The following is a 20,327-nucleotide window of genomic DNA, read 5'->3' as shown; positions in this document are numbered from 1 at the left end:
TAACACTACTAGGCAGAGTCGTGGCTAGCTTGTGTCGCGAAAAAGGCAACGGCACTCGCTGCTGCCACATTGAGTGAGTCAACACCTGAAAACATGGGGATCATGACGGTGAATTCGGTCCGGGCCAGGGTCGCGGCGCTGAGTCCATCCCCCTCCGTCCCCAGGATCAGAGCTAGTTTTTCATCGTTGCGGGCGGCGAGTTCATGGATGGTCAACGAATCGTCCGCCAAGGCAAGCGCCGCCGTCGTAAATCCAGCTTCCCGAAGCAACGTAATACCCTCGGGCCATTGTGGCAATCTGGCCCACGGCACCTGAAAAACTGTGCCCATGCTGACCCGGATGCTGCGGCGGTAGAGCGGATCGGCGCACCGCGGGGTGACGAGCACGGCGTCGACCCCCAACGCCGCGGCCGAACGGAAGACGGCGCCAATATTGGTGTGGTCAACCACATCCTCCAGCACTGCCACGCGGCGCGCCCCAGCCAACAGCTCCGGGATGCTGGCGGGCTCCGGGCGGTGCATGGCAGCCATGGCGCCGCGGTGCAGATTGAAACCGGTAATCTCTTCCAATATTTGCGCCGTACCCACAAACACGGGAATGTGCTCGTAGTCGGCCAACACGGGGGCCAGATCGGGAAGCCACCGTTCGGTCATAAAGAACGACCGGGGCTGGTGTCCTGCCGCCAAGGCGCGGCGAATCACCTTCAGGCTTTCGGCGATGAACAAGCCCTCAGCGGGTTCCTTGACCTTGCGCAATTGCACATCAGTCAACGACAAATAGTCGCTAACCCGCGGGTCGGCGGCGTCGTCGATGTGCACGATCATGCGTTTACCAGTTTCATCACCATAAAGTACAGGGCCACAAGACCCAGCGTCACGATGACGCCGCGAAGTGCCAACGGTGGCAGCCGGCGACCTATTTTCGCGCCAAGGAACCCGCCAGCCAGCGAACTGACCGCAATGAGACCAACTACAACCCAAATGATCTTGTCGGGGGCAAAGAGCAGATAGGACACGGCTGCTATGCAATTCACCGCCAGTGCCAGGACGTTCTTCACGGCGTTGGCGTTTTGCAAGGTGCCGCTCATGAAGATGCCAAGGATGGCCACCAGCAGCACCCCTTGGGCGGCCACGAAGTAGCCGCCGTACACGCCCGCAAGGAACACCAGCACCACCATGAGCACGTCATGGGAACGCGACGCGGGTGCACTCTGGCGGCGGGCCTTGATGGCAGCCTGCAAACGGGGCTGGAAAATCACCAGCGACAGGGCAACAACTATCAACACCGGGGCCACCACCAGGAAAACCCGTTCGGGGAGGTGCAGCAACAAATACGCGCCGGTGACGCCACCCAGCAAGGAAGCGGGCAGGAGCCGGCGCAGATTGTGTTGCATGCCCCGCAGCTCGCTGCGGTAGCCCCAGACCCCGGACACTCCCCCGGCGATCAAGCCCATGGCGTTGCTGACAACAGCCATGATGGGGGTGATTCCCAAGGCAATCAGAATGGGAAAGGTGACCAGGGTCCCGGAACCCACAACAGTGTTGATGGTGCCAGCCCACAGCCCGCCCATCAGGACGAAGAATGATTCGAGCGCGTTCATTTAGCCTGGCCCCACTGCCTATCCAAGAACGACGCCGGACTAGTGGCGTGCCGTTGCGGTGTACCGCCCGGCGTTGCTTGTCACGCTCAGCGGCAGCCCGAAGGTGACGCTGAGGTTTTCTTCCGTCAGGACCTCGGTGATGGGTCCTGACGCCACAACGCCGCCGTCGCGCAGCAATAGTGCGTGGGTGAAACCCGGGGGCACTTCTTCCAAGTGGTGTGTCACCAGAACTGTGCTCGGAGCCATCGGGTCGGCAGCCAATTCGCTGAGGCGGCGGACCAGGCCCTCGCGCCCGGCCAGGTCCAAACCAGCGCCTGGCTCATCGAGCAGCAGCAGTTCGGGGTCGCTCATCAGGGCGCGGGCGATCTGCACGCGCTTACGTTCGCCCTCGCTCAGCGAGGCGAACGTCCGGTTGAAGAACGTGGAAACGCCCCACTCCTCCAACAAGCCAAACGCGCGGCGTTCGTCGTCGCGGTCGTAAGCTTCACGCCAGCGTCCGGTGACGCCGTAGGAGGCTGTCACCACAACGTTGAGCACTTTTTCATGCTCAGGGATCTGGCTGGCCAGGTTCGCGGAGGCCAAACCAATGCGAGGACGCAGCTCAAAGACGTCAACGGCGCCCAACACCTCATCCAGAATCCCCGCCACACCGCGCGTGGGGTGCATGCGGGCGCCGGCAATCTGCAACAAGGTGCTCTTGCCAGCACCATTGGGGCCAAGAATCACCCAACGTTCGCCTTCAGCTACACGCCAGTCGACGTCGTCCAACAGTGTTTTAGTGCCGCGGACCACGCTGACACCGGCCAAACCCAAAACTTCACTCATAGACAAGGAGCCTATGACACTAAGGGCGGCCAACGTTAACCAGCGCGTCCAGACTTTTGTGCGTGTGGTGAGGCTATTTCGCTAGAATGCATTCATGCCCTCCACCTATACCGCAGTCAGCTATGGTCAAATCCTCTCTCCCGAAGCCCTGGCTAGCGTCCGCGCAATCCTGGCCGACCACGGTTGCACAGTGGTTTCTGAACACAGCGAGAGCCACCCGGGCTTTGAGGCCACCAGCTTCGAGCTCTCATGCGGGCAGGAAAACGCCGTCGAATCGGCGCGTGAGCGCCTCAGTGCCTTGCGCGCGGCTCTCTCAGTGGCCGGCCCAGGCAAGGTGAGCACGGCCGTGGTGCCCAATTCATTGCGGAACGCGGCCCGCAAGTTCATCATCCTGGATGTTGATTCGACACTCATTCAGCAAGAAGTCATTGAGCTGCTGGCAGCCCACGCCGGCACCGAGGAAGAAGTGACGAAGGTCACGGAGGCGGCCATGCGCGGGGAGTTAGACTTCGCCGAAAGCCTGCACCACCGGGTGGCCACGCTGGCCGGGCTCCCGGAGAGCGTTTTGGCGGACGTTGGGGCCAAGATCATGCTCTCAGTGGGTGCCGAACGGCTCGTGGCCCAAGCAAAGGCGGCCGGGCATGTGGTGGCAGCCGTTTCCGGCGGGTTCTCACAAATCCTGACCCCCCTGGCGCAGCGTTTGGGCCTGGACTACACTTTGGCGAACGATCTGGAAATTGTTGACGGGCACCTGACAGGCAAGGTCGTTGGCGCCGTGGTGGACCGCGCCACCAAGGCCGTGCAGTTGCGCGCCTGGAGCGGGGAGGCCGGCATTGGGCAGGATGCAACCATGGCCATTGGCGACGGCGCCAACGACCTTGACATGATGGCGGCGGCTGCCCTTGGCGTTGCTTTTAACGCCAAACCGGCCGTGCGTGCGGCGGCTGACGCGCAGATCAATCTTCCCAACCTCGATGTGGCGTTGGCGTTGGCCAACATCTAAGGCGCGGGTATTCGGGCAACAAAAAATCAGGCCTGGTGAACTGCGTTGGAGCAGTTCAGCAGGCCTGATTCTTTTGCCTTTACACCACGTTCGTCATTGAACTACGGCTGTTCCTTACTTGAAGGAATCCGCTCCACCGACGTATTCGGTGTGCCCGGTGGGGACGTCGGCTGTGGTCAGGGCGGCGATTTCAGCAGCAAATTCAGACACCGAGTAGAGCCGGCCGGCCTCGGCGCGGCGGGCCTCAATGGCGCCCGGGTTTGCCCGGTCCAACAAGGTTGCTGTCACAGTGCCTTCGATCATGTCCGCGGAGACCACCACCAAGGAGATGTCCTCGGCGGCCAAGTTCGGGATCAAGGCGCGCAGCGCGTCCTCGCCGGCGCGTTTGCTCTTGGCGACGGGCAGGTACTCGGGCATGGTGGGCACTGTTTCAATGAAGTGCGCCTGGTGGCTGGTGACAAAAACCACACGGGAGCCTGCACGCATGACGGGCATTGCCGCATTGAGCAAGTTGACCTGGGCGTCGCGGTTGAGCTTGAGGGCGTAGTTTTCGGCCATGCCGCTTTCCATGCCACCAGATGCGTTCAGAACCACCACGTCTAGGGAGCCAAAGTTCTCCAGTGCGGCACTCACGAGTGCCTGGACGCCTTCCTGGGTGGTGAGGTCGGCACCAATGGCGACTGCACGGCCGCCGGCTTCAACAATCTGGGCTACAACTTTGTTCGCACGTGGGGCCTTCTGGCGGTAGTTCACCACAACTGCTGCACCTTCAGCCGCCAAGAACTTGGCAACATCCGCCCCAACCCCGCGCGAGGATCCTGTGACAATAGCTGTTTTTCCGTCAAGCTTTCCCATAAATACTTCCTTTAGGTCTAAAAAATAGATATTCAAAGAACTGTACGGGCAATCCCGCACATAAGACTCATGCAAGATCCTATCGGCGCTCCCGACTACTACCGAGTACGACGCCGGGGGCATCCCGACCCGGCGTGGCGCTAGTGACCCATTCCCAGGCCACCGTCCACGGGGATCACTGCCCCTGAGATGTATGACGCCTCGTCGCTGGACACCCACCGCACCACGTTGGCAACTTCTTCGGCGGAGGCAAAGCGGCGCGCAGGGATGCTGGCGAGGTACTGCTTTTGGGTGTCCTCGGGCAAGGCCGCAGTCATATCGGTGCTGATGAAGCCCGGAGCCACCACGTTGGCTGTGATGCCCCGTGAGCCCAGCTCACGGGTCAAGGAGCGGGCAATGCCTACCAATCCGGCCTTGGACGCTGCATAGTTGATTTGTCCGGCCGAACCGTACAAGCCCACCACCGAGGAAATGAGCACGATCCGGCCCTTCCGCAAGCGGATCATGCCCTTGGAGGCCCGCTTGATGACCCGGAAGGCACCCGTGAGGTTCGTGTCAATGACGGAGGTAAAGTCATCGTCACTCATGCGCAAAAGCAAGGTGTCCTTGGTGATGCCCGCATTCGCGATGAGGACTTCAACAGGCCCGTGTGCCGCCTCGACCTGTGTGAATGCCGCATCAATGGACGCCGCATCTGTCACATCAGCCTGGACCCCCACGATGCCTTCGGGCAGCTCGGAAGGGCTCCTGTAGGTGACGGCTACTTTGTCGCCGTTGGCCAAAAATGCCTGGGCAATGGCCAATCCAATGCCGCGATTACCGCCCGTAACCAAAACACTGCGTCCCTGGCGCTCGGCGCTCTGCGCTGCACTCATGTAATCCTCCATTGTGGTAACAGCCAACCGGGCGCCGTTTTTTGGCGCCCAGCTGTCTGGTTGAAATTTGCTTTTGTTAACGAATCCTACGGTGAAAGCCACAGCACCACACAGTTTGCTTTTGGTTGTACACAGCTGCAGTGAGAGAATGAGAGGGTCCCTTGGAGTGTGATGAAAGAGCAATCAGCTACGCCGAAGTTCGGTGCCGGCCGGCGAAGCAAGTACCGTCATGGCGCGCCCGCCTCCGACGTCCCGTCCATCACCAATGCAGCTGCTGCCCATAGCGACGAGATGCATCAGCGCATGGTCAGGTACGCCACCGCCATGGGTATTCGCATGGTGTGTTTGGCGTCCATCTTTGTCTTTGACGGCTGGTTCAAGTTGGTTCCTGTCATCGGCGCCGTGATTCTTCCCTGGGTTGCTGTGGTGATTGCCAACGGGGGCTCAGACGTTGCTCACCAAGACATTGTGGAGCTCTTGGATGAGGCTCCGCTGTATGCAGTTGACGCCGGCACGGACGCCGCAGCCCAGGACGGCACCACCGAGGTGCTGACAGGGGAAATTGTTCCCGATGACGACGCTGGCACTGAACGAGCTGCCACGGGCCATACCGGCACTGAAAACTCCACCTCCGGCGCCACCACCGACTTTGCGCAGGGGCACAAGCCGTGAACATTTTTGATCTGCTGCCCGCTCCGGAAGCGCCTCAGGTGCCTGTTTGTTCCCGTAAGGGCTGCCGTGAGTTGGCAACCACGCAGCTGCTGTGGAACAACCCCAAGATTCACACAGCTGACCGCCGTAAGATCTGGTTAGCCTGCCAGGACCATGTGGCCTGGCTTGAAGATTACCTCCAAAGCAGGTCCCTGTGGAAGGAAACTCTGCCGATGAGCCCTAAGGATTCCGCCTAGTTCATGAAGACGTATAGATTTCTTTTCTCCAGCCGCTGGGTTGGCTACTTCGCCTTGGCCCTAGTATTTGCCGTGGCGTGCGTCGCGTTGGGGAACTGGCAGATGAACCGCCGCAATGCTGTTGTTGAAAACATCACCACTATTCAGAACAACTATTCCGGCGATGTGAGCGAGTATGCGGCCGTGGCCGGGAACTTTGACGCACTGGATCCGGCCAGGGAGTGGACCCAGGTCCGCCTGACGGGTACCTATCAAACAGCTGACCAGCGCGTGGTGCGCAACCGCCCGCTCAATGGTGCACCGGGCTATGAGGTGCTGGTTCCCTTGAAACTTGAGAACGGCGACACAGTCATCATTGACCGCGGCTGGCTGCCCATCGGGTACAAGGAAGCCGGCCACCCCGACTCGGTGCCGCAACCCGAAAGCGGAGTTGTCACTGTGGTGGCACGACTAAAGCCTGTTGAGCCCAAACTTGACCGTGGCGCCCCCACCGGGCAGCTGGCGTCCATTGAACTCAACGACTACGCAGCCCAGCTCAGCTACCCCATCAAGACAGGCGCTTACGGCCAGCTCGCCGGTGAAACACCTGCGGCCGCCATCAATCCTGTCGCGTTTCCGGCCCCGTCCATCGATGAGGGCTCGCATCTGAGCTACGCCCTGCAGTGGATAGCTTTCGGCGTTCTGGCCTTTGTTGGCTTTGGCTACGCGGCCAGGATGCAACGGCGCAACGACGAGTTTGACACTCTTGAAGCGGAAGAGTCTGGTGTTCCGGTGGAGGAACTCTACGGGCGAGGGTCCGCGTTCCACCCGCGGAGGCTTCCCAAGAATAAGAGGCCCGGCGCCCGCCCCACAGCCGAAGAAGCCGAAGACGCCCTGCTAGATACTCAGGGCTTCTAAACCAGCCCTCGGGACCGTTCGGCACTGTGAGAGTTGTCATAGACTGTTGGGCGTGAGTACTCAGACAAATGCAGAGCGCCGTAACCCGGTTGTTGAGAATGTTCGTGGCGCGTTAGCTGCTGCAGGACTAGCCGACACGGTCATCATCGTGCCGGATTCTGTCGCCACCGCCGCCACAGCCGCCGCTGTTCTGGGGTGCGATGTGGGGGCCATTGCCAACAGCCTGATCTTTGAATGCGGCGGCGCTCCCCTGCTGATTCTTGCCAGCGGGGCCGCCAAGGTGAACGTGAAGTTGCTCGCTCGTGAGCACGGCTTAGCCAAGATCAGCCGTGCCACGCCCGAGTTTGTCCTCGAACACGCCGGACAGCCCGTGGGCGGCGTGGCGCCGTTGGGCCACCCGTCCCCGATCCGTTCCTTTTTGGACACCTCACTGAGGCAGTATCCGGTGCTGTGGGCAGGGGCGGGAAGCCACCAAGCCATGCTGTCCCTGAGCTACCAGCAACTCTTGGAGACAACTGGTGCAACAGAAACTGCCGTGCGCTGATTTCAGCGCACGGCAGTAAAAGTCCGCCGGTGATGTCAGGCCAGGGTGATGAGGTCCAGGTAGTCCGGGTTCCACAGGTCTTCGTCGCCGTCGGGCAGCAGGACCACACGCTCGGGATCCAGGGCCGCTACTGCACCCTCATCGTGGCTGACCAGAACAACGGCGCCCGTGTAGTTCTTCAGGGCCCCAAGGATTTCCGCGCGGCTGGCCGGGTCAAGGTTGTTAGTGGGCTCATCGAGCAATAGTACGTTGGCGCTGGAGGCCACAATGGTTGCCAGGGCAAGACGGGTCTTCTCGCCACCGGAGAGAACCCCGGCCGGCTTGTTGACGTCGTCACCGGAGAACAGGAATGAACCGAGAATGCCGCGCACCTCGGCGTCGTTCATGCCGCCGGCTGCCGAGCGCATGTTCTCCAGCACTGTCCGGCTCACATCAAGGGTGTCGTGCTCCTGGGCGTAGTAGCCCACCTTGAGACCGTGACCGGCGACGACTTCACCCGTGTCAGGCTTCGCAACCCCTGCAAGCATGCGCAGCAAGGTGGTCTTGCCGGCACCGTTGAGGCCCAGGATGACCACCTTGGAACCGCGGTCAATGGCGAGGCTGACGTCGGTGAAGATCTCCAACGATCCATAGGACTTGCTCAGGCCTTCCGCCGTCAAAGGCGTCTTGCCGCAGGGTGAAGGATCCGGGAAGCGCAACGCTGCAACCTTGTCGCTGGCCCGCACTTCTTCCAGACCTGCCAGCAGCCTTTCGGCCCGCTTGGCCATGTTCTGGGCGGCCACTGCCTTGGTGGCCTTGGCGCGCATCTTGTTGGCCTGCTCCATCAGGACGCCGGCCTTCTTTTCGGCGTTGGCACGTTCACGGCGTCGAGCCCGCTCATCGGTTTCACGCTGGGCCAGGTACTTCTTCCAGCCGAGGTTGTACTGGTCAATCGTGGCGCGGTTGGCGTCCAGGTGGTAGACCTTGTTCACCGTGGCTTCGAGCAGTTCGGTGTCGTGACTGATCACAATCAAGCCGCCGTTGTGGCTCTTCAAGAAGTCGCGCAGCCAGGCGATGGAGTCGGCGTCCAAGTGGTTGGTGGGTTCATCCAGGAGCATTGTCTGCGCTCCAGAGAACAAGATCCGGGCCAGCTCCACACGTCGGCGCTGACCGCCGGAAAGGGTTTTCAACGGCTGGTTCAGGATGCGCTCGGGCAGGGCCAGATTTGAGGAAATGGCGGCCGCTTCGGCTTCAGCGGCATAACCGCCGGCTGCCAGGAATTCAGCCTCCAGACGGTCGTAGCGGCGCATCGCCTTGTCGCGGATGGCGTCGTCGTCGCTGGCCATGTCATTTTCGGCCTTGCGCAGCTTGGTGATGACCTTGTCCATGTCGCGTGCGGCAAGAATGCGGTCCTTGGCCAGCTGCTCCATGTCAGGGGTGCGCGGGTCCTGGGGCAGGTAGCCAATCTCGCCTGTGCGAGTGACCTTGCCGCCTGCGGGCAATCCTTCACCGGCCAAAACACGCGTCAGTGTGGTCTTGCCGGCGCCGTTGCGACCCACAAGTCCAATTTTGTCACCGTTGTCGATGCGGAATGATACTTCGTCCATGAGCAGGCGCGCTCCAGCACGTAACTCAAGGTCTTGGACCGATATCAACGTAGTAACCTTTCACGTAAGCGGGTATGTGCCGCGAAACGAATCCTTGGCCCTTGCGGGCGGGACCAGCGTTGCACAACCTATCCAGTCTAACGAGGTTCCTGGGCCGCGATGTCCTACGCCCTGAGAAATTTACTGAAAGTAGCAATAATGACTTCTTCACAGTCCGTGGATGAGACGTTGAGTACATCCGGGCCGCACTCCGGCGGATCGCCGAGCCGGGATGGTCTATACTCGCGCAGGAAGCGCTGGGGTGCGATGGACCTGTCACTCATAGCCGTTTTTGCTGCTTTGTTGGCTGCCTCCATTGCAGTACCCGGGGTGCATGTGGGCCCCTTGGGTGTGGCCATTACCTTGCAAACTCTTGTTGTCAGCTTGTGCGGACTTGTCCTTGGTTTCGGCCGTGGCACAGCTGCCGTGGGCCTGTACATCCTGTTGGGCCTGATCGGCCTGCCGATCTTCAGCGGCTTCCGGGCGGGTCCGGCCGTGTTGGCCAGCCCCTCCGCCGGATACATCATCGGCTTCATTTTCGGGGTTGCCGTGGTGGGCCTGCTGGCTGCCTGGGCTGTCCGCAGCCGCTGGCGTACGGCCGCCCTTTTTGGCGCAGCCATGGCTGGCACAGTGGTCATTCACGCCAGCGGAATTGTGGGCTTTGTCATCAAGGGCATGAGCTTGTCCACAGCCATTCTGGCCGACGCGATCTACCTGCCCGGCGACATCGTCAAGAACGTCCTGGCCGTGCTGATTGCATTGAGCCTGCACAGGGCATTCCCGGATCTCCTGGTGCGCCGCCGCACGTGAGCGCCACCTTAAAGTGCAGGGTTGTCCTGGCACAAGCCAGCGTCAGCATTCCCCCCATTGATCCGCGCAACAAAGAGTCCAAGACCATTCTGGCGCCGCTTTCCGTGACACTGACGCAACAGCGCATCGCTGTGATCGGGGCCAACGGTTCCGGAAAATCAACGTTCTTGCGCCTGCTCAATGGCCTGGTCCTGCCCACCACGGGAACGGTGGAGGTCAACGGGCGCAGCACACGCAGCCAGGCTGCCGCCGTCCGGCGCAGCGTTGGTTTTGTCTTCACCGACCCGCTCTCACAATTGGTGATGCCCACTCCGGCCGAGGACATTGAGTTGTCCCTGCGGCGGCAGAAGCTGAGCAAGGGCGAACGCAAGGAGAAGGCGCTGGCCATCCTGCGGGAGTACGGCTTGGAACACCTGTCCCAGAGCAGCATTTATGAGCTCTCCGGGGGCGAACGGCAACTCACGGCGCTAGCCACGGTGCTGGCGGTGGCCCCGGAAATCCTGGTGTTGGATGAGCCCTCCACCCTCCTGGACTTGCGCAACACCCGACTGCTGATGGAACGCCTGGAGAGCCTGCCCCAACAGATCATTCTCTCCACCCACGACCTGTCGCTGGCAGCAACTTTTGAACGCGTCCTGGTCATGGACCGGGGCGCTGTCGTGTTCGACGGCGACCCCCACCACGCCATTGCCGCCTACCGGGAGCTGGCGAACTAGTGCGCGGGCAGGCACACCTGGTGGCGGGCTACGTTCCGGGCGCGTCCGCGCTGCACCGCATGCCGCTGGGGGCAAAAGCTGTCCTGCTGTTTAGTGTTGCCGTCCTGTGTTTGGGTTCTCCCATCGTCTCAACCCGGTTTAGCGTTGTGGTGACGACGCTGACACTGCTGGCGGTGGCTGTGGCCCACTTCGTTGCCGGACTGGCCTGGCACCGGATGTGGCGCGCCATTCGGCTCATGCTGATCTTCCTGATCCTCATTGCCGGCTATCAGTGGTGGCAGAACGGGCCGTTCGTGGCGTGGCAGGTCGTTGCCGCCATCGTGGCGACAGTTCTGGCCTCAAATGTGCTCACGGCCACCACCCCTGTGGATGAACTCCTCGATGGGCTGGCCGCCGTCGTCAAGCCGCTGGAGCGCTTTGGTGCCGATCCGGAACGGTTCTCCCTCACAGTGGCGCTGATGCTGCGCAGCATCCCGTTTGTCATCGGCGCCTTCGCCGATGTCCGTGACGCCGCCCGGGCCCGTGGTTTGGAACGCAACCTCCTGGCCCGCTCGCTGCCTGTGGTCATTGCCACAGTCGGCTATGCCCGTGCCACGGGAGAAGCCCTGGCCGCCCGCGGTTTGGGTGATCCCGAGCACGACTCCCGGCCCTGAGGTGGTGGGCGTCGGTGGCCGTTCGGCGCAGAACGGCGACGTCCTGCGTCGTCCAGCCCGAGCATGAGTTTAAAGTCTTGCCCACTGGAACTGCGCCGAAATCCCCATCCCGCCGGCCATGCTGATCATGGCCACGGCGTTCAGACCGGGCTCGTCGCGCCGGCTCGCCTGGGCCAGCAGCCGCGTCACCGACACGGCCCCGGACGCCCCGTACGGATGCCCCAAAGCCAGCGCCCCGCCGTCGTGATTGAACAGTTGCGCATCAAGGTCCAAAAGGTCGGCAACCGCCAGGACTTGCGCGGCGAACGCCTCGTTGAACTCGATCAAACTCTTACCCAGGGCTGCGGGGCTCAGGCCCGTGCGCGCCATGAGTTCCCTGGTCGAGTGGGCTGCCCCCACGCCCAGCAGCGTGGGGTCGTTGCCCATCACTGCGCTGTCGCGGAACACCAGTCCACCCGCTCCCATGCTGCGGGCTTTAGCCAGTGACGTCACCAGCACCACAGCCGCACCGTCACTGTCAGGGCAAGAATTTCCGGCTGTCACTGTTCCGCCGGGCACAAACACGGGCGGAAATCTGGCCATCAGCGCAGCGTTCAAGGTCCGGCGGGGGCCCTGATCAAGTGCCAGCGACTCAAACGGCACAAGTTCTTGCGCGAAAAGTCCACGCTGGCTGGCAGCAACCGCACGCCGGTGGCTTTCCACGGCATACGCATCCTGGCGGTCGCGGCTGATGGCGTAGTGCGTGGCCACTGTCTCCGCCGCAACACCGGCATCTGGATCGCCAACGTCAAACGGTGAAAACTGCGCGCGCCGATAGAACTCCAAGGTGCCGTCGGGGCTGCGATGCGCGCGCGCCGGGGCTGTGCTGATGCTCTCCACTCCCCCTGCCACATAAAGCTCGCCGGCTCCTGCCTGAACCAGCCGGCAGGCCAAAACTATTGCCTCAAGCCCGGAACCACACTGCCTGTCCACCGTCAGGCCGGGGACGTGGTGCGGCAGGCCCGCGCTCAATGCCGCGAGCCGGGCCACGTTTCCACCGCCGCCTGTGGCATTTCCCAGAATCACGTCGCTGATTTCTGCCGGCGCCACCTGGTGTTCGGCCACCAGGGCTTTCATCACGGCCGCGGCAAGTTCGTGGGCCCTGACGTGCTTGTACGCTCCCCCCGCCTTGGCGTTGGGCAGGCGCTTGGCGGCAACAATAACAGCTGTGGTGTGTGCTGCCGGTCCGCTGATGTGTGCCAGATTAGTGGAGTCGTTGTGCACGGGGGTCTCCCTCACTGAGCCACCGGGTGAGGATGGCCCGACTAATTTTTCCGCTGCCAGTCAACGGCAGGGAGTCAAGCAAGAAGTATTGGGTGGGCCTGAGCTGCGCCGGCAGTTTAGCCGCAGCGAGCCGGCAGGCGGCCAGCAGTGCTGCGGTGTCAACGGTTCCCACGGCTCCCCCTGCCCCTGCACCTGCGCCTGTGTCAGCACCTATGTCAGCATCAGGCCCTTTGCCCATGTAGAGACCGGCCACGATGCGCTGCCCGCGCAGGGGATCCTCGCGTCCCGTCACCACCGCGCCGCTAGGCCGACCCGGGGCTGCGGCGCCAAGAGCTGCCGCCAGTGCCGCCTCCACCGCGTGCGGATAGACGTTGGCCCCGGCCACAACCATCATGTCGCTGGCGCGGCCCAGAACGTGCAGGCGTCCGGCGTCGTCAAGGTAGCCCTGATCGTGAACAGTAAACCACGTGCCGGGATCCATTTCGCCGGGGCCGTGTCCCCCCGCCAGCCACGGGGCGTTGGTGGCTAGGGAACTAAAGGCGAGCCCGTCATCACCCCATGCGTAGCCGTCGCAGACGTAGGCGCTTTTGACGTAGATTGTCCCGGGAACTCCCGCCGCCACTGGAGTTCCGCGGCTATCCAGGATGCTGATCTGAACGCCCGGAAAAGCCGCGCCCACGCCGAATTCGGCCACCGCACCCGCCCCGTCAGAGGAGACCCGCGACGCCGCGACAAATCCCAGTTCGGCAGCCCCATAGTACTGATAGATGGTGGCGTTGGGCGCCCATTGGCGCGCCAGTGCCACGGCGCCGGCCGAGAGGGCTGATCCGGCGCAGACTATGGACGTGAGCTGCTGGCCGCTTTGGTGTGTGCGCAGCCCTGCTCCGGCCAGCAGCTCAAGGACTGTCGGGACCACAACAACTCTGGTGACGTGGTGTTCCCGCATGGCCGCCAAGGCGGCAGCGGCGCTGAAGCGCGGCAACGCCACAAAAGTGGCGCCTGCATAGATGGACTCCGCCAATGCATAAAGATTCATACTCGCGGCCAGAGGGCCCGGGGCCAGAGTGACCGACTCTGCCGTGAGGTCAAAGAACTCGGCACTGCGGGCAAAGGATTCGCGCCACGACGCGCTGCTGCGGCTGAACGCCTTAGGCAATCCGCTGGTCCCGGAGGACAACCCCAGCAAAAACGCGGGCTCGGAAGCCGATTCAGGCACGGCCCGCCTGCCCCAGCGCCATGCGGCATCACGGAGCTGGCGCCGAAGTGCCGGTGACCACTGGGCATCGACCACCATGGCTGGCGTGCCCGAGTTGATGGCCGCACAGAACCTCACCGCCAAAACTGTGCTGGTGAGTTCATCAATGACATCGACAGGTTCCGCGGGGGTCGTGGCGGTGGCGTGAAGGAGCTGGGCGAAAGTGAGCCGCTGTTCCCCCACCACGACGGCGTCGTGCTGCCCCGAGGTGCGGGCCCAGTGCTGGAGCTGATCAATGAATGGCATTAACCTCATTTTAAGGGAAACCACGTCCCAAAGAATTGCGACACAGCCCAATCAACAGAGGTTACGCTATTGCCATGACTTTTAATGAGGGCGCCCGCTTGGACCCGTCGCAGGCCGAGGACCGTAGGGGCCGTACGGGCATGGCACGTGGCGGCAAGGTGGGACTCGGCCTCGGCGGCGGACTGGTCGTGTTGATTGGTGCGCTGCTGGGCATCAACCCTGACTTACTCTCGTCACTGCTGAGCGACACGGGCACCCAGCCAGCCATTGAGCAAAGCGGCGGAGCCGGCTTGGCAAGCTGCCAAACCGGCCAGGACGCCAATAAACGCCTCGACTGCAGGATCCTCGGCACGGCCAACTCGCTCAATAGTTTCTGGCCGGACCACCTGGCCCGGTACAACATCACGTACTCAGTACCCAAAACGGTGATCTTTACCGGCAGTGTCAGCACCGCTTGCGGTTCGGCCACCTCGGCCGTGGGACCGTTCTATTGCCCCGGAGACAACAACGCCTACTTTGATCCGGACTTCTTTGCCCAGTTGGAGGAACAGTTTGGCTCCTCCGGCGGGCCCTTGGCGCAGGAGTATGTGGTGGCCCACGAGTTCGGCCACCACATTCAGAACCTCACAGGCACCATCAACAAGGCCAAGCAGGGCGTCACCGGCGCACAGTCGGCCGCCGTCCGCACAGAGCTCCAGGCCGACTGCTACGCCGGGGTGTGGATGCGGTACGCCTCCACGACGCCGGCGCCGGGCTCCCAGCAACCGTTCTTGAAGGCACTGACCCAAAAGGATCTTAACGACGCCCTTTCGGCAGCCTCCTCGGTGGGCGATGACAGGATTCAACAAGCCGCCACGGGGCGCACCAACCCCGAGTCATGGAGCCACGGCTCCAGCGCGCAACGTCAAAAGTGGTTGAACACCGGCTACCAAAGCGCCGACCTGGCTACCTGCGACACGTTCTCAGTCCCGAAGGTCTAGCCGCGGCGCCTGGCGAAGGAACTGCTGTCCCCATTAACGCCAACTGACCCGCAGAAAACGCCGAAAACGTGTCCAAAATGGACATTTTTCGGCGTTTTCTGCGGGTCAGTTGGCGGGTGCTAGATGTTGAAGCCGAGGGCCCGCATCTGGTCGCGACCGTCGTCCGTGATCCGTTCCGGACCCCACGGCGGCATCCACACCCAGTTGATGCGCCAGTCGTCAACGATGGGCCCCAGGGAGGCTTCCACCTGCTCCTCGATGACGTCCTGCAGGGGGCAAGCCGCTGTGGTGAGCGTCATGTCCAACAGCAAGGCGCCGTCGTCGCCGTAGTGCAAGCCGTAAAGCAGGCCCAAATCCACAATGTTGACGCCGAGTTCCGGGTCAATGACGTCCCTGAGGGCTTCCTCAACGTCTTCGAGATTGGTTTGGCCGGCAACAATCGCTGCGCTTGTTTCGCTGATGTCAGTCATGATTCCCTTCTTAGCGATATGAGAGTGGCGTGGCCGTTAGGCCTTTGCCGACTCTGCTACCTGGTAACGGTCGTAACCTTCATCTTCCAAGCGGTCTGCCAGTTCCGGGCCGCCCTGTTCGGCAATGCTGCCATCAACGAACACGTGCACAAACTGCGGCTGGATGTAGCGCAGGATGCGTGTGTAGTGGGTGATGAGCAAGGTGCCCAATCCGCCCGCTTCGATGGAACGGTTGACGCCTTCGGAGACAACCTTCAACGCGTCAACATCCAAGCCGGAGTCAGTCTCATCCAGGATGGCGAACTTGGGCTTGAGCAGTTCCAGCTGGAGGATCTCGTGGCGCTTCTTCTCGCCACCGGAGAAGCCTTCGTTGACGTTGCGCTCGGCGAACTCGGGCTCGATGCGCAACTGCGCCATGGCGGCCTTGACATCCTTGGTCCAGGTGCGCAGCTTGGGGGCTTCACCGTCGATGGCCGTCTTGGCCGTGCGCAGGAAGTTGGTCATGGTGACACCGGGGATTTCCACCGGGTACTGCATGGCCAGGAACAGGCCGGCGCGGGCACGCTGGTCAACGCTCATCGCCAGAACATCCTCGCCGTCCAGGGTGATGGAGCCACTGTCCACCGTGTAGCGCGGGTGACCGGCAATGGTTGCTGCCAGGGTGGACTTGCCGGAGCCGTTGGGGCCCATGATGGCGTGGGTTTCACCGGTGTTGATGGTCAGGCTGACACCCTTGAGGATGGGTTTGACGCCCTGCTCGGTCGCAATGCTGACGTGCAGGTCCTTGATTTCCAGAGTCGACATACTCTATTTTCTCCTAAGAATTTTTGCTGTGCTGGCCGCGACGCTAATGCGTGCTGACGCCGTTAAGAATGTTGGTGACGTCCACATAGACGTCGCTGCCATGAAGGCTCAAGGCAAAGACGGGCACGGGCTCAAATGCGGGTAGGGTCAGCGGTTCGCCCGTTTTTAGATCGAACGAACTGCCGTGCGCCCAGCATTCGATGGTGCCGTCCTCCACGTCGCCTTCGCTCAAGGAAATTTCTGCATGGGAGCAGGTATCTCCAATAGCGTGCAGGTCCCCGTAGGAGTCCCGCACAATCGCGATGGGGTAGTCATCAACCTCAATGAGCAAGGAAGACTTGACCGCAACATCACCGTCTTGGCAGACAACGACGCCGGCAGGCGTGGAGGAATCACTCACTGTGGTGTCGCCGCCAATTCGCGTTCCACGGCATCGCGCAAACGCTCTTCGAGGGCAGGAACCTTGATGTGCTGGATGACTTCATTCAAGAAACCACGCACCACCAGACGGCGGGCCACATCTTCTGCAATGCCGCGAGCCTGCAAGTAGAACAACTGCTCATCATCGAAACGGCCGGTGGCACTTGCGTGTCCGGCGCCTTCGATCATGCCGGTCTCGATTTCCAGGTTGGGTACCGAGTCGGCACGCGCACCCTGGGTGAGGATCAGGTTGCGGTTCATCTCGTACGTGTCAGTGCCTTCGGCTTGCTTACGGATCAAAACGTCGCCAATCCATACAGCATGCGCCCCGTCGCCCTGCAGTGCACCCTTGTAGGTGACGCGGGACTTGCAGTTCTTGGTGGAGTGATCCACAAACAAGCGCTGTTCCAGGTGCTGGCCGGCATCGGCAAAGTACAGACCGTACATTTCAACCTCGCCACCGGTGCCGCTGTAGCGGGCTGCGGGTGTGGTGCGCAGCAAGTTGCCACCAAGATTGACGACGACGTGCTTAACTTTCGCGTCGCGGCCCACCAGGATGTGCTGGGCACTGGCGTGCACGGCGTCGTCGTTCCAGTCTTGGATGCTGACAACCGTCAGGTTGGCACCGTCCTCAACAACAACCTCGATGTTCTCGGAGAGAACTGCACTGCCGCGGTGATCCAACACCACAACACCTGTGGCGAACTTCTTCGCGTGCACCACAATGTGGGCTGCGGCCGGAGTGTCGCCCTGGCCGGTGAGGGTCACGGTGGTGACGTTCTCGGCGTCGCCAACAAACTCTGCCGGCAAGGTGACAACCGTGGCTTCGGCGAAGTTTTCCCATGCGGCAGCTGCCACACGGTCTTCGGGGATGCCGGCGGAGCCGATGCGTGAATCCTCGCGGCCCACCGTCTCAACCGTTACGGCGTCGGGCTTGGAAACCTCAACGAGGGGCGCCGGACCGTTGAGCTCCTGGCCCTTGACACCAACACGGTCAAGGCCACGCAGGCGCTTGAGCGGGGTGAAACGCCATTCCTCTTCACGGCCCGTGATCAGCGGGAAGTCTGCCATCTTGTAGGAGGTCAGACGGCCTGCGCGGGAACTGTCGGGGATGCCAACACCGCCGCCGTGGCTGTCGCCACCGTGGCTGTGAGCCTTGGCGGCGCTACCGCCCAGGGGGCCGGTCTCGGGGTTGATCTCGGAAAGCTGTTCGCCTTCCTCATTCATGCCCTTGATGAATCCCTGCGACCAAGTCTTGCCGCCTGTTATTTTTTCTTCTGTGAGCTCGGTCATTTAACCGACGGCCCCTTCCATCTGCAGTTCGATCAGGCGGTTCAGTTCAAGTGCGTATTCCATGGGGAGTTCCTTGGCGATCGGCTCGATGAAGCCGCGCACAATCATAGCCATGGCCTCGTCTTCGGGCATGCCGCGGGACTGCAGGTAGAACAGCTGCTCCTCGCTGACCTTGGACACTGTTGCCTCGTGGCCCATGGAGACATCGTCCTCACGAACGTCCACGTACGGGTACGTGTCTGAGCGGGAGATGTTGTCCACCAGGAGAGCGTCACAGCGCACGGTGTTGGCCGAGTGCGTTGCGCCTTCACGGATCTGAACCAGACCGCGGTAGGCCGCGCGTCCGCCACCGCGGGCAACGGACTTGGAGATGATGGAGGACTGCGTGTTGGGCGCAATGTGAACCATCTTTGAGCCCGTGTCCTGGTGCTGGCCTTCGCCGGCAAAAGCCACCGACAAGGTCTCACCCTTGGCGTGCTCGCCAACAAGGTAGACGGCCGGGTACTTCATGGTGACCTTGGAGCCGATGTTGCCATCGACCCACTCCATGGTGGCGCCTTCGTGGGCGATGGCGCGCTTGGTCACCAGGTTGTACACGTTGTTGGACCAGTTCTGGATGGTGGTGTAGCGAACGCGTGCGTTCTTCTTCACCACGATTTCCACAACGGCCGAGTGTAGGGAGTCCGATGTGTAGATCGGCGCCGTGCAACCTTCGATGTAGTGAACGTAGCTTCCTTCATCGGCGATGATGAGCGTGCGCTCAAACTGGCCCATGTTCTCGGTATTGATGCGGAAGTACGCCTGCAACGGGATGTCCACGTGAACGCCCGGGGGGACGTAGACGAAGGAGCCACCGGACCAGACAGCCGTGTTCAACGAGGCGAACTTGTTATCGCCCACCGGAATCATCGTGCCGAAGTACTCCTGGAAGATTTCCGGGTATTCGCGCAGGGCGGTGTCCGTGTCGGTGAAGATGACACCCTTCTCCTCCAGGTCCTCACGAATCTGGTGGTACACCACTTCAGATTCGTACTGGGCTGTTACGCCACCGACCAGGCGGTTGCGCTCAGCTTCGGGGATGCCCAGCTTCTCATAGGTGTTGCGAATGTCTTCAGGCAGCTCTTCCCAAGTGGTGGCCTGCTTCTCGGTGGAGCGGACAAAGTACTTGATGTTGTCAAAGTCAATGCCGGAGAGGTCTGCACCCCAGGTGGGCATGGGCTTGCGGTCGAAGTACTTCAGGCCCTTCAGGCGCATGTCCAGCATCCACTGGGGTTCACCCTTTTTGGCTGAGATGTCGCGGACGACCTCTTCGCTCAAACCACGGCGTGCATTGTCGCTGGCCGCGTTCTGGTCAGACCAGCCAAAGGCGTAGTTGCCTAGGCCCTCCAGCTCAGGGTTTCTTTCGAGGATGTCGTGGTTGGTGGCATCTGCCACGTCACCGGTGGCGCTTACATCCTGCGCTATTTGATCCGTCATCACGGCCTTTCTTGCTGATGGTTGGAAACGGAGTTCGGGACACGTTGGTTCGTTGTGGGCGTTAGGCCCAGTTTGCGAACCACTGCGCGTCCCGTGGGTACATGGGTGGTACAGACATGCCCGCCACTAGCCATAGTGGAGAGCCTGCGCACATCGACGCCGATGAGCCGGGAGAAGACTTGAGTTTCGGCGTCGCAAAACTCGGGAAAGGAAGTGGCCAGTTCCTGGATGGGGCAATGACCCTGGCAGAGTTGCTCGGCGGCCATGGCGGAACCGGCGTTGAGAGACTTGGAGCTGGCCACAAACCTGTCACCATTCAGCGCATCGGCAAGGGCCTTGGAGCGGGCTGCAACATCGTCGCCGGCCGCGTCCACCAGCGGCTGGTATTTAGCTTCCATCGTGGCAAAGCGGCGTTGCGCAAACTCAACAATGCCCTCCTCACCCCGGGTTTCAGCGATCTGCTTCAGCGCCAGCGTGGCAATTTCCAAGTAGTCGTCACCTATTTCGGTCTGACCACGCTTGGAAACCACGTATCTGCGGGCTGGCCGCCCGGCGCCGGACTTGGCGTTGCTGATGAGCTTGATCTCAATCAGGCCCTCACGGGTTAAGGTGTCCAAGTGTCGGCGCACAGCAGCAGGCGTCAACCCCAGCAGCGCGCCCAATTGGGCTGCGCTCACCGGACCTTGCTTGAGTACGGCGGTTAAGACGCGGTCTCGGGTACGTTCATCAGGCTCCACGCTGGACAAGGTCCCGGTATCAATTTGCTGACTCATTCACACCTCACACCCAATCGAAATAACACACAACAT

The 20,327-nt window shown here is 61.8% G+C and carries 23 protein-coding genes; 9 read left to right on the top strand and 14 right to left on the bottom strand.

From position 1 onward, the window contains the following. Positions 1 to 8: 8 nt before the first annotated feature. From ACX80E_RS02620 to ACX80E_RS02610, 3 genes are read right to left on the bottom strand one after another with little or no spacing between them, the layout of a single operon-like run. Complete coding sequence (locus ACX80E_RS02620; protein WP_459300261.1) at positions 9 to 824, bottom strand: TrmH family RNA methyltransferase; 816 nt, start codon at positions 822 to 824, stop codon at positions 9 to 11. After that, positions 821 to 1,600: a sulfite exporter TauE/SafE family protein gene (locus ACX80E_RS02615; RefSeq protein ID WP_459300259.1), complete on the bottom strand. Its 780-nt coding sequence runs from the start codon at positions 1,598 to 1,600 to the stop codon at positions 821 to 823. The genes ACX80E_RS02620 and ACX80E_RS02615 overlap by 4 nt, the downstream gene beginning before the upstream one ends. Before the next feature lie 39 nt (positions 1,601 to 1,639). Beyond that, the gene (locus ACX80E_RS02610; protein ID WP_459300257.1) at positions 1,640 to 2,425 is read right to left on the bottom strand and encodes an ABC transporter ATP-binding protein; all 786 of its coding nucleotides are present in this window, start codon (positions 2,423 to 2,425) and stop codon (positions 1,640 to 1,642) included. 94 nt (positions 2,426 to 2,519) lie between these two features. Here ACX80E_RS02610 and serB point away from each other — a divergent pair, with 94 nt between their 5' ends. After that, positions 2,520 to 3,428 (top strand): phosphoserine phosphatase SerB, encoded by a 909-nt coding sequence (gene serB, locus ACX80E_RS02605; RefSeq protein WP_459300255.1) that lies wholly within the window; start codon positions 2,520 to 2,522, stop codon positions 3,426 to 3,428. A 114-nt stretch (positions 3,429 to 3,542) separates the two neighbouring features. Here serB and ACX80E_RS02600 read toward each other — a convergent pair whose 3' ends face one another. Both ACX80E_RS02600 and ACX80E_RS02595 read right to left on the bottom strand, forming a co-directional pair. After that, positions 3,543 to 4,283 carry an SDR family oxidoreductase gene (locus ACX80E_RS02600; RefSeq protein ID WP_459300253.1) on the bottom strand — a complete coding sequence of 247 codons (741 nt, stop codon included), beginning with the start codon at positions 4,281 to 4,283 and terminating at the stop codon, positions 3,543 to 3,545. A 140-nt stretch (positions 4,284 to 4,423) separates the two neighbouring features. After that, complete coding sequence (locus ACX80E_RS02595; protein ID WP_459300251.1) at positions 4,424 to 5,158, bottom strand: beta-ketoacyl-ACP reductase; 735 nt, start codon at positions 5,156 to 5,158, stop codon at positions 4,424 to 4,426. 171 nt (positions 5,159 to 5,329) lie between these two features. Here ACX80E_RS02595 and ACX80E_RS02590 point away from each other — a divergent pair, with 171 nt between their 5' ends. The 4 genes from ACX80E_RS02590 to ACX80E_RS02575 are packed head-to-tail and all read left to right on the top strand — an operon-like array spanning position 5,330 to position 7,507. After that, positions 5,330 to 5,830, top strand: coding sequence for a DUF3099 domain-containing protein (locus tag ACX80E_RS02590; protein ID WP_459300249.1), 501 nt, complete (start codon positions 5,330 to 5,332; stop codon positions 5,828 to 5,830). After that, positions 5,827 to 6,066, top strand: a complete 240-nt coding sequence (locus ACX80E_RS02585; RefSeq protein WP_459300247.1) for an acetone carboxylase — start codon at positions 5,827 to 5,829, stop codon at positions 6,064 to 6,066. Before ACX80E_RS02590 ends, ACX80E_RS02585 begins: the two co-directional genes overlap by 4 nt. A gap of 3 nt (positions 6,067 to 6,069) precedes the next feature. Next, the gene (locus tag ACX80E_RS02580) at positions 6,070 to 6,963 is read left to right on the top strand and encodes an SURF1 family cytochrome oxidase biogenesis protein (RefSeq protein WP_459300245.1); all 894 of its coding nucleotides are present in this window, start codon (positions 6,070 to 6,072) and stop codon (positions 6,961 to 6,963) included. A gap of 52 nt (positions 6,964 to 7,015) precedes the next feature. Further along, positions 7,016 to 7,507 (top strand): YbaK/EbsC family protein, encoded by a 492-nt coding sequence (locus tag ACX80E_RS02575; RefSeq protein WP_459300243.1) that lies wholly within the window; start codon positions 7,016 to 7,018, stop codon positions 7,505 to 7,507. Between the two features lie 35 nt (positions 7,508 to 7,542). Here the strand turns inward: ACX80E_RS02575 and ACX80E_RS02570 are convergent, their stop codons facing one another. Further along, positions 7,543 to 9,141 carry an ABC-F family ATP-binding cassette domain-containing protein gene (locus tag ACX80E_RS02570; protein WP_459300241.1) on the bottom strand — a complete coding sequence of 533 codons (1,599 nt, stop codon included), beginning with the start codon at positions 9,139 to 9,141 and terminating at the stop codon, positions 7,543 to 7,545. Between the two features lie 150 nt (positions 9,142 to 9,291). Here ACX80E_RS02570 and ACX80E_RS02565 point away from each other — a divergent pair, with 150 nt between their 5' ends. The 3 genes from ACX80E_RS02565 to ACX80E_RS02555 are packed head-to-tail and all read left to right on the top strand — an operon-like array spanning position 9,292 to position 11,311. After that, positions 9,292 to 9,942 (top strand): biotin transporter BioY, encoded by a 651-nt coding sequence (locus ACX80E_RS02565; protein ID WP_459300239.1) that lies wholly within the window; start codon positions 9,292 to 9,294, stop codon positions 9,940 to 9,942. A 26-nt stretch (positions 9,943 to 9,968) separates the two neighbouring features. Beyond that, on the top strand, positions 9,969 to 10,658 hold the full coding sequence (locus ACX80E_RS02560; RefSeq protein ID WP_459300372.1) for an energy-coupling factor ABC transporter ATP-binding protein: 690 nt from the start codon (positions 9,969 to 9,971) through the stop codon (positions 10,656 to 10,658). Further along, positions 10,658 to 11,311 (top strand): energy-coupling factor transporter transmembrane component T family protein, encoded by a 654-nt coding sequence (locus ACX80E_RS02555; protein WP_459300237.1) that lies wholly within the window; start codon positions 10,658 to 10,660, stop codon positions 11,309 to 11,311. Before ACX80E_RS02560 ends, ACX80E_RS02555 begins: the two co-directional genes overlap by 1 nt. Positions 11,312 to 11,380: 69 nt before the next feature. Here ACX80E_RS02555 and ACX80E_RS02550 read toward each other — a convergent pair whose 3' ends face one another. Both ACX80E_RS02550 and ACX80E_RS02545 read right to left on the bottom strand, forming a co-directional pair. After that, the gene (locus tag ACX80E_RS02550; protein WP_459300235.1) at positions 11,381 to 12,574 is read right to left on the bottom strand and encodes a thiolase family protein; all 1,194 of its coding nucleotides are present in this window, start codon (positions 12,572 to 12,574) and stop codon (positions 11,381 to 11,383) included. Beyond that, positions 12,555 to 14,075 (bottom strand): AMP-binding protein, encoded by a 1,521-nt coding sequence (locus ACX80E_RS02545; RefSeq protein WP_459300233.1) that lies wholly within the window; start codon positions 14,073 to 14,075, stop codon positions 12,555 to 12,557. Before ACX80E_RS02545 ends, ACX80E_RS02550 begins: the two co-directional genes overlap by 20 nt. A 74-nt stretch (positions 14,076 to 14,149) precedes the next feature. On the opposite strand from ACX80E_RS02545, the gene ypfJ reads away from it, so the two are divergent. After that, positions 14,150 to 15,055, top strand: coding sequence for a KPN_02809 family neutral zinc metallopeptidase (ypfJ, locus tag ACX80E_RS02540; RefSeq protein ID WP_459300232.1), 906 nt, complete (start codon positions 14,150 to 14,152; stop codon positions 15,053 to 15,055). A gap of 119 nt (positions 15,056 to 15,174) precedes the next feature. On the opposite strand, the gene ACX80E_RS02535 is transcribed toward ypfJ, so the two are convergent. Genes ACX80E_RS02535 through ACX80E_RS02510 form a run of 6 tightly spaced genes read right to left on the bottom strand, consistent with a single transcriptional unit; the run spans position 15,175 to position 20,291 of the window. After that, complete coding sequence (locus ACX80E_RS02535; protein ID WP_459300230.1) at positions 15,175 to 15,525, bottom strand: metal-sulfur cluster assembly factor; 351 nt, start codon at positions 15,523 to 15,525, stop codon at positions 15,175 to 15,177. 36 nt (positions 15,526 to 15,561) lie between these two features. Further along, entirely contained in the window at positions 15,562 to 16,329 is a 768-nt protein-coding gene (gene sufC, locus ACX80E_RS02530) for a Fe-S cluster assembly ATPase SufC (protein WP_459300228.1), read from the bottom strand. 43 nt (positions 16,330 to 16,372) lie between these two features. Beyond that, positions 16,373 to 16,729, bottom strand: coding sequence for a non-heme iron oxygenase ferredoxin subunit (locus tag ACX80E_RS02525; protein ID WP_459300226.1), 357 nt, complete (start codon positions 16,727 to 16,729; stop codon positions 16,373 to 16,375). Beyond that, on the bottom strand, positions 16,726 to 18,042 hold the full coding sequence (sufD, locus tag ACX80E_RS02520) for a Fe-S cluster assembly protein SufD (RefSeq protein WP_459300224.1): 1,317 nt from the start codon (positions 18,040 to 18,042) through the stop codon (positions 16,726 to 16,728). The genes ACX80E_RS02525 and sufD overlap by 4 nt, the downstream gene beginning before the upstream one ends. Then, positions 18,043 to 19,518 (bottom strand): Fe-S cluster assembly protein SufB, encoded by a 1,476-nt coding sequence (sufB, locus tag ACX80E_RS02515; protein ID WP_459300222.1) that lies wholly within the window; start codon positions 19,516 to 19,518, stop codon positions 18,043 to 18,045. Next, a complete protein-coding gene (locus tag ACX80E_RS02510; protein ID WP_459300220.1) occupies positions 19,518 to 20,291 on the bottom strand; it encodes a helix-turn-helix transcriptional regulator in 774 nt (257 codons plus the stop codon). Before ACX80E_RS02510 ends, sufB begins: the two co-directional genes overlap by 1 nt. Between the last annotated feature and the right edge of the window lie 36 nt (positions 20,292 to 20,327).

This window comes from Arthrobacter sp. TMN-49 (assembly GCF_054511095.1).
Note: the sequence above shows the minus strand (reverse complement) of the source record. Positions and strands in the feature narration are given on the sequence as shown.

Excerpts from the sequence above, each read along its gene's own strand:
- sufD (WP_459300224.1), bottom strand. The coding sequence starts at position 18,042 with ATGACCGAGCTCACAGAAGAAAAAATAACAGGCGGCAAGACTTGGTCG.
- ACX80E_RS02600 (WP_459300253.1), bottom strand. The coding sequence starts at position 4,283 with ATGGGAAAGCTTGACGGAAAAACAGCTATTGTCACAGGATCCTCGCGC.
- ACX80E_RS02620 (WP_459300261.1), bottom strand. The coding sequence starts at position 824 with ATGATCGTGCACATCGACGACGCCGCCGACCCGCGGGTTAGCGACTAT.
- ACX80E_RS02615 (WP_459300259.1), bottom strand. The coding sequence starts at position 1,600 with ATGAACGCGCTCGAATCATTCTTCGTCCTGATGGGCGGGCTGTGGGCT.
- ACX80E_RS02545 (WP_459300233.1), bottom strand. The coding sequence starts at position 14,075 with ATGCCATTCATTGATCAGCTCCAGCACTGGGCCCGCACCTCGGGGCAG.
- ACX80E_RS02590 (WP_459300249.1), top strand. The coding sequence starts at position 5,330 with ATGAAAGAGCAATCAGCTACGCCGAAGTTCGGTGCCGGCCGGCGAAGC.
- sufB (WP_459300222.1), bottom strand. The coding sequence starts at position 19,518 with ATGACGGATCAAATAGCGCAGGATGTAAGCGCCACCGGTGACGTGGCA.
- ACX80E_RS02535 (WP_459300230.1), bottom strand. The coding sequence starts at position 15,525 with ATGACTGACATCAGCGAAACAAGCGCAGCGATTGTTGCCGGCCAAACC.
- ACX80E_RS02595 (WP_459300251.1), bottom strand. The coding sequence starts at position 5,158 with ATGAGTGCAGCGCAGAGCGCCGAGCGCCAGGGACGCAGTGTTTTGGTT.
- ACX80E_RS02580 (WP_459300245.1), top strand. The coding sequence starts at position 6,070 with ATGAAGACGTATAGATTTCTTTTCTCCAGCCGCTGGGTTGGCTACTTC.
- sufC (WP_459300228.1), bottom strand. The coding sequence starts at position 16,329 with ATGTCGACTCTGGAAATCAAGGACCTGCACGTCAGCATTGCGACCGAG.
- ACX80E_RS02510 (WP_459300220.1), bottom strand. The coding sequence starts at position 20,291 with ATGAGTCAGCAAATTGATACCGGGACCTTGTCCAGCGTGGAGCCTGAT.
- serB (WP_459300255.1), top strand. The coding sequence starts at position 2,520 with ATGCCCTCCACCTATACCGCAGTCAGCTATGGTCAAATCCTCTCTCCC.
- ACX80E_RS02565 (WP_459300239.1), top strand. The coding sequence starts at position 9,292 with ATGACTTCTTCACAGTCCGTGGATGAGACGTTGAGTACATCCGGGCCG.
- ACX80E_RS02610 (WP_459300257.1), bottom strand. The coding sequence starts at position 2,425 with ATGAGTGAAGTTTTGGGTTTGGCCGGTGTCAGCGTGGTCCGCGGCACT.
- ypfJ (WP_459300232.1), top strand. The coding sequence starts at position 14,150 with ATGACTTTTAATGAGGGCGCCCGCTTGGACCCGTCGCAGGCCGAGGAC.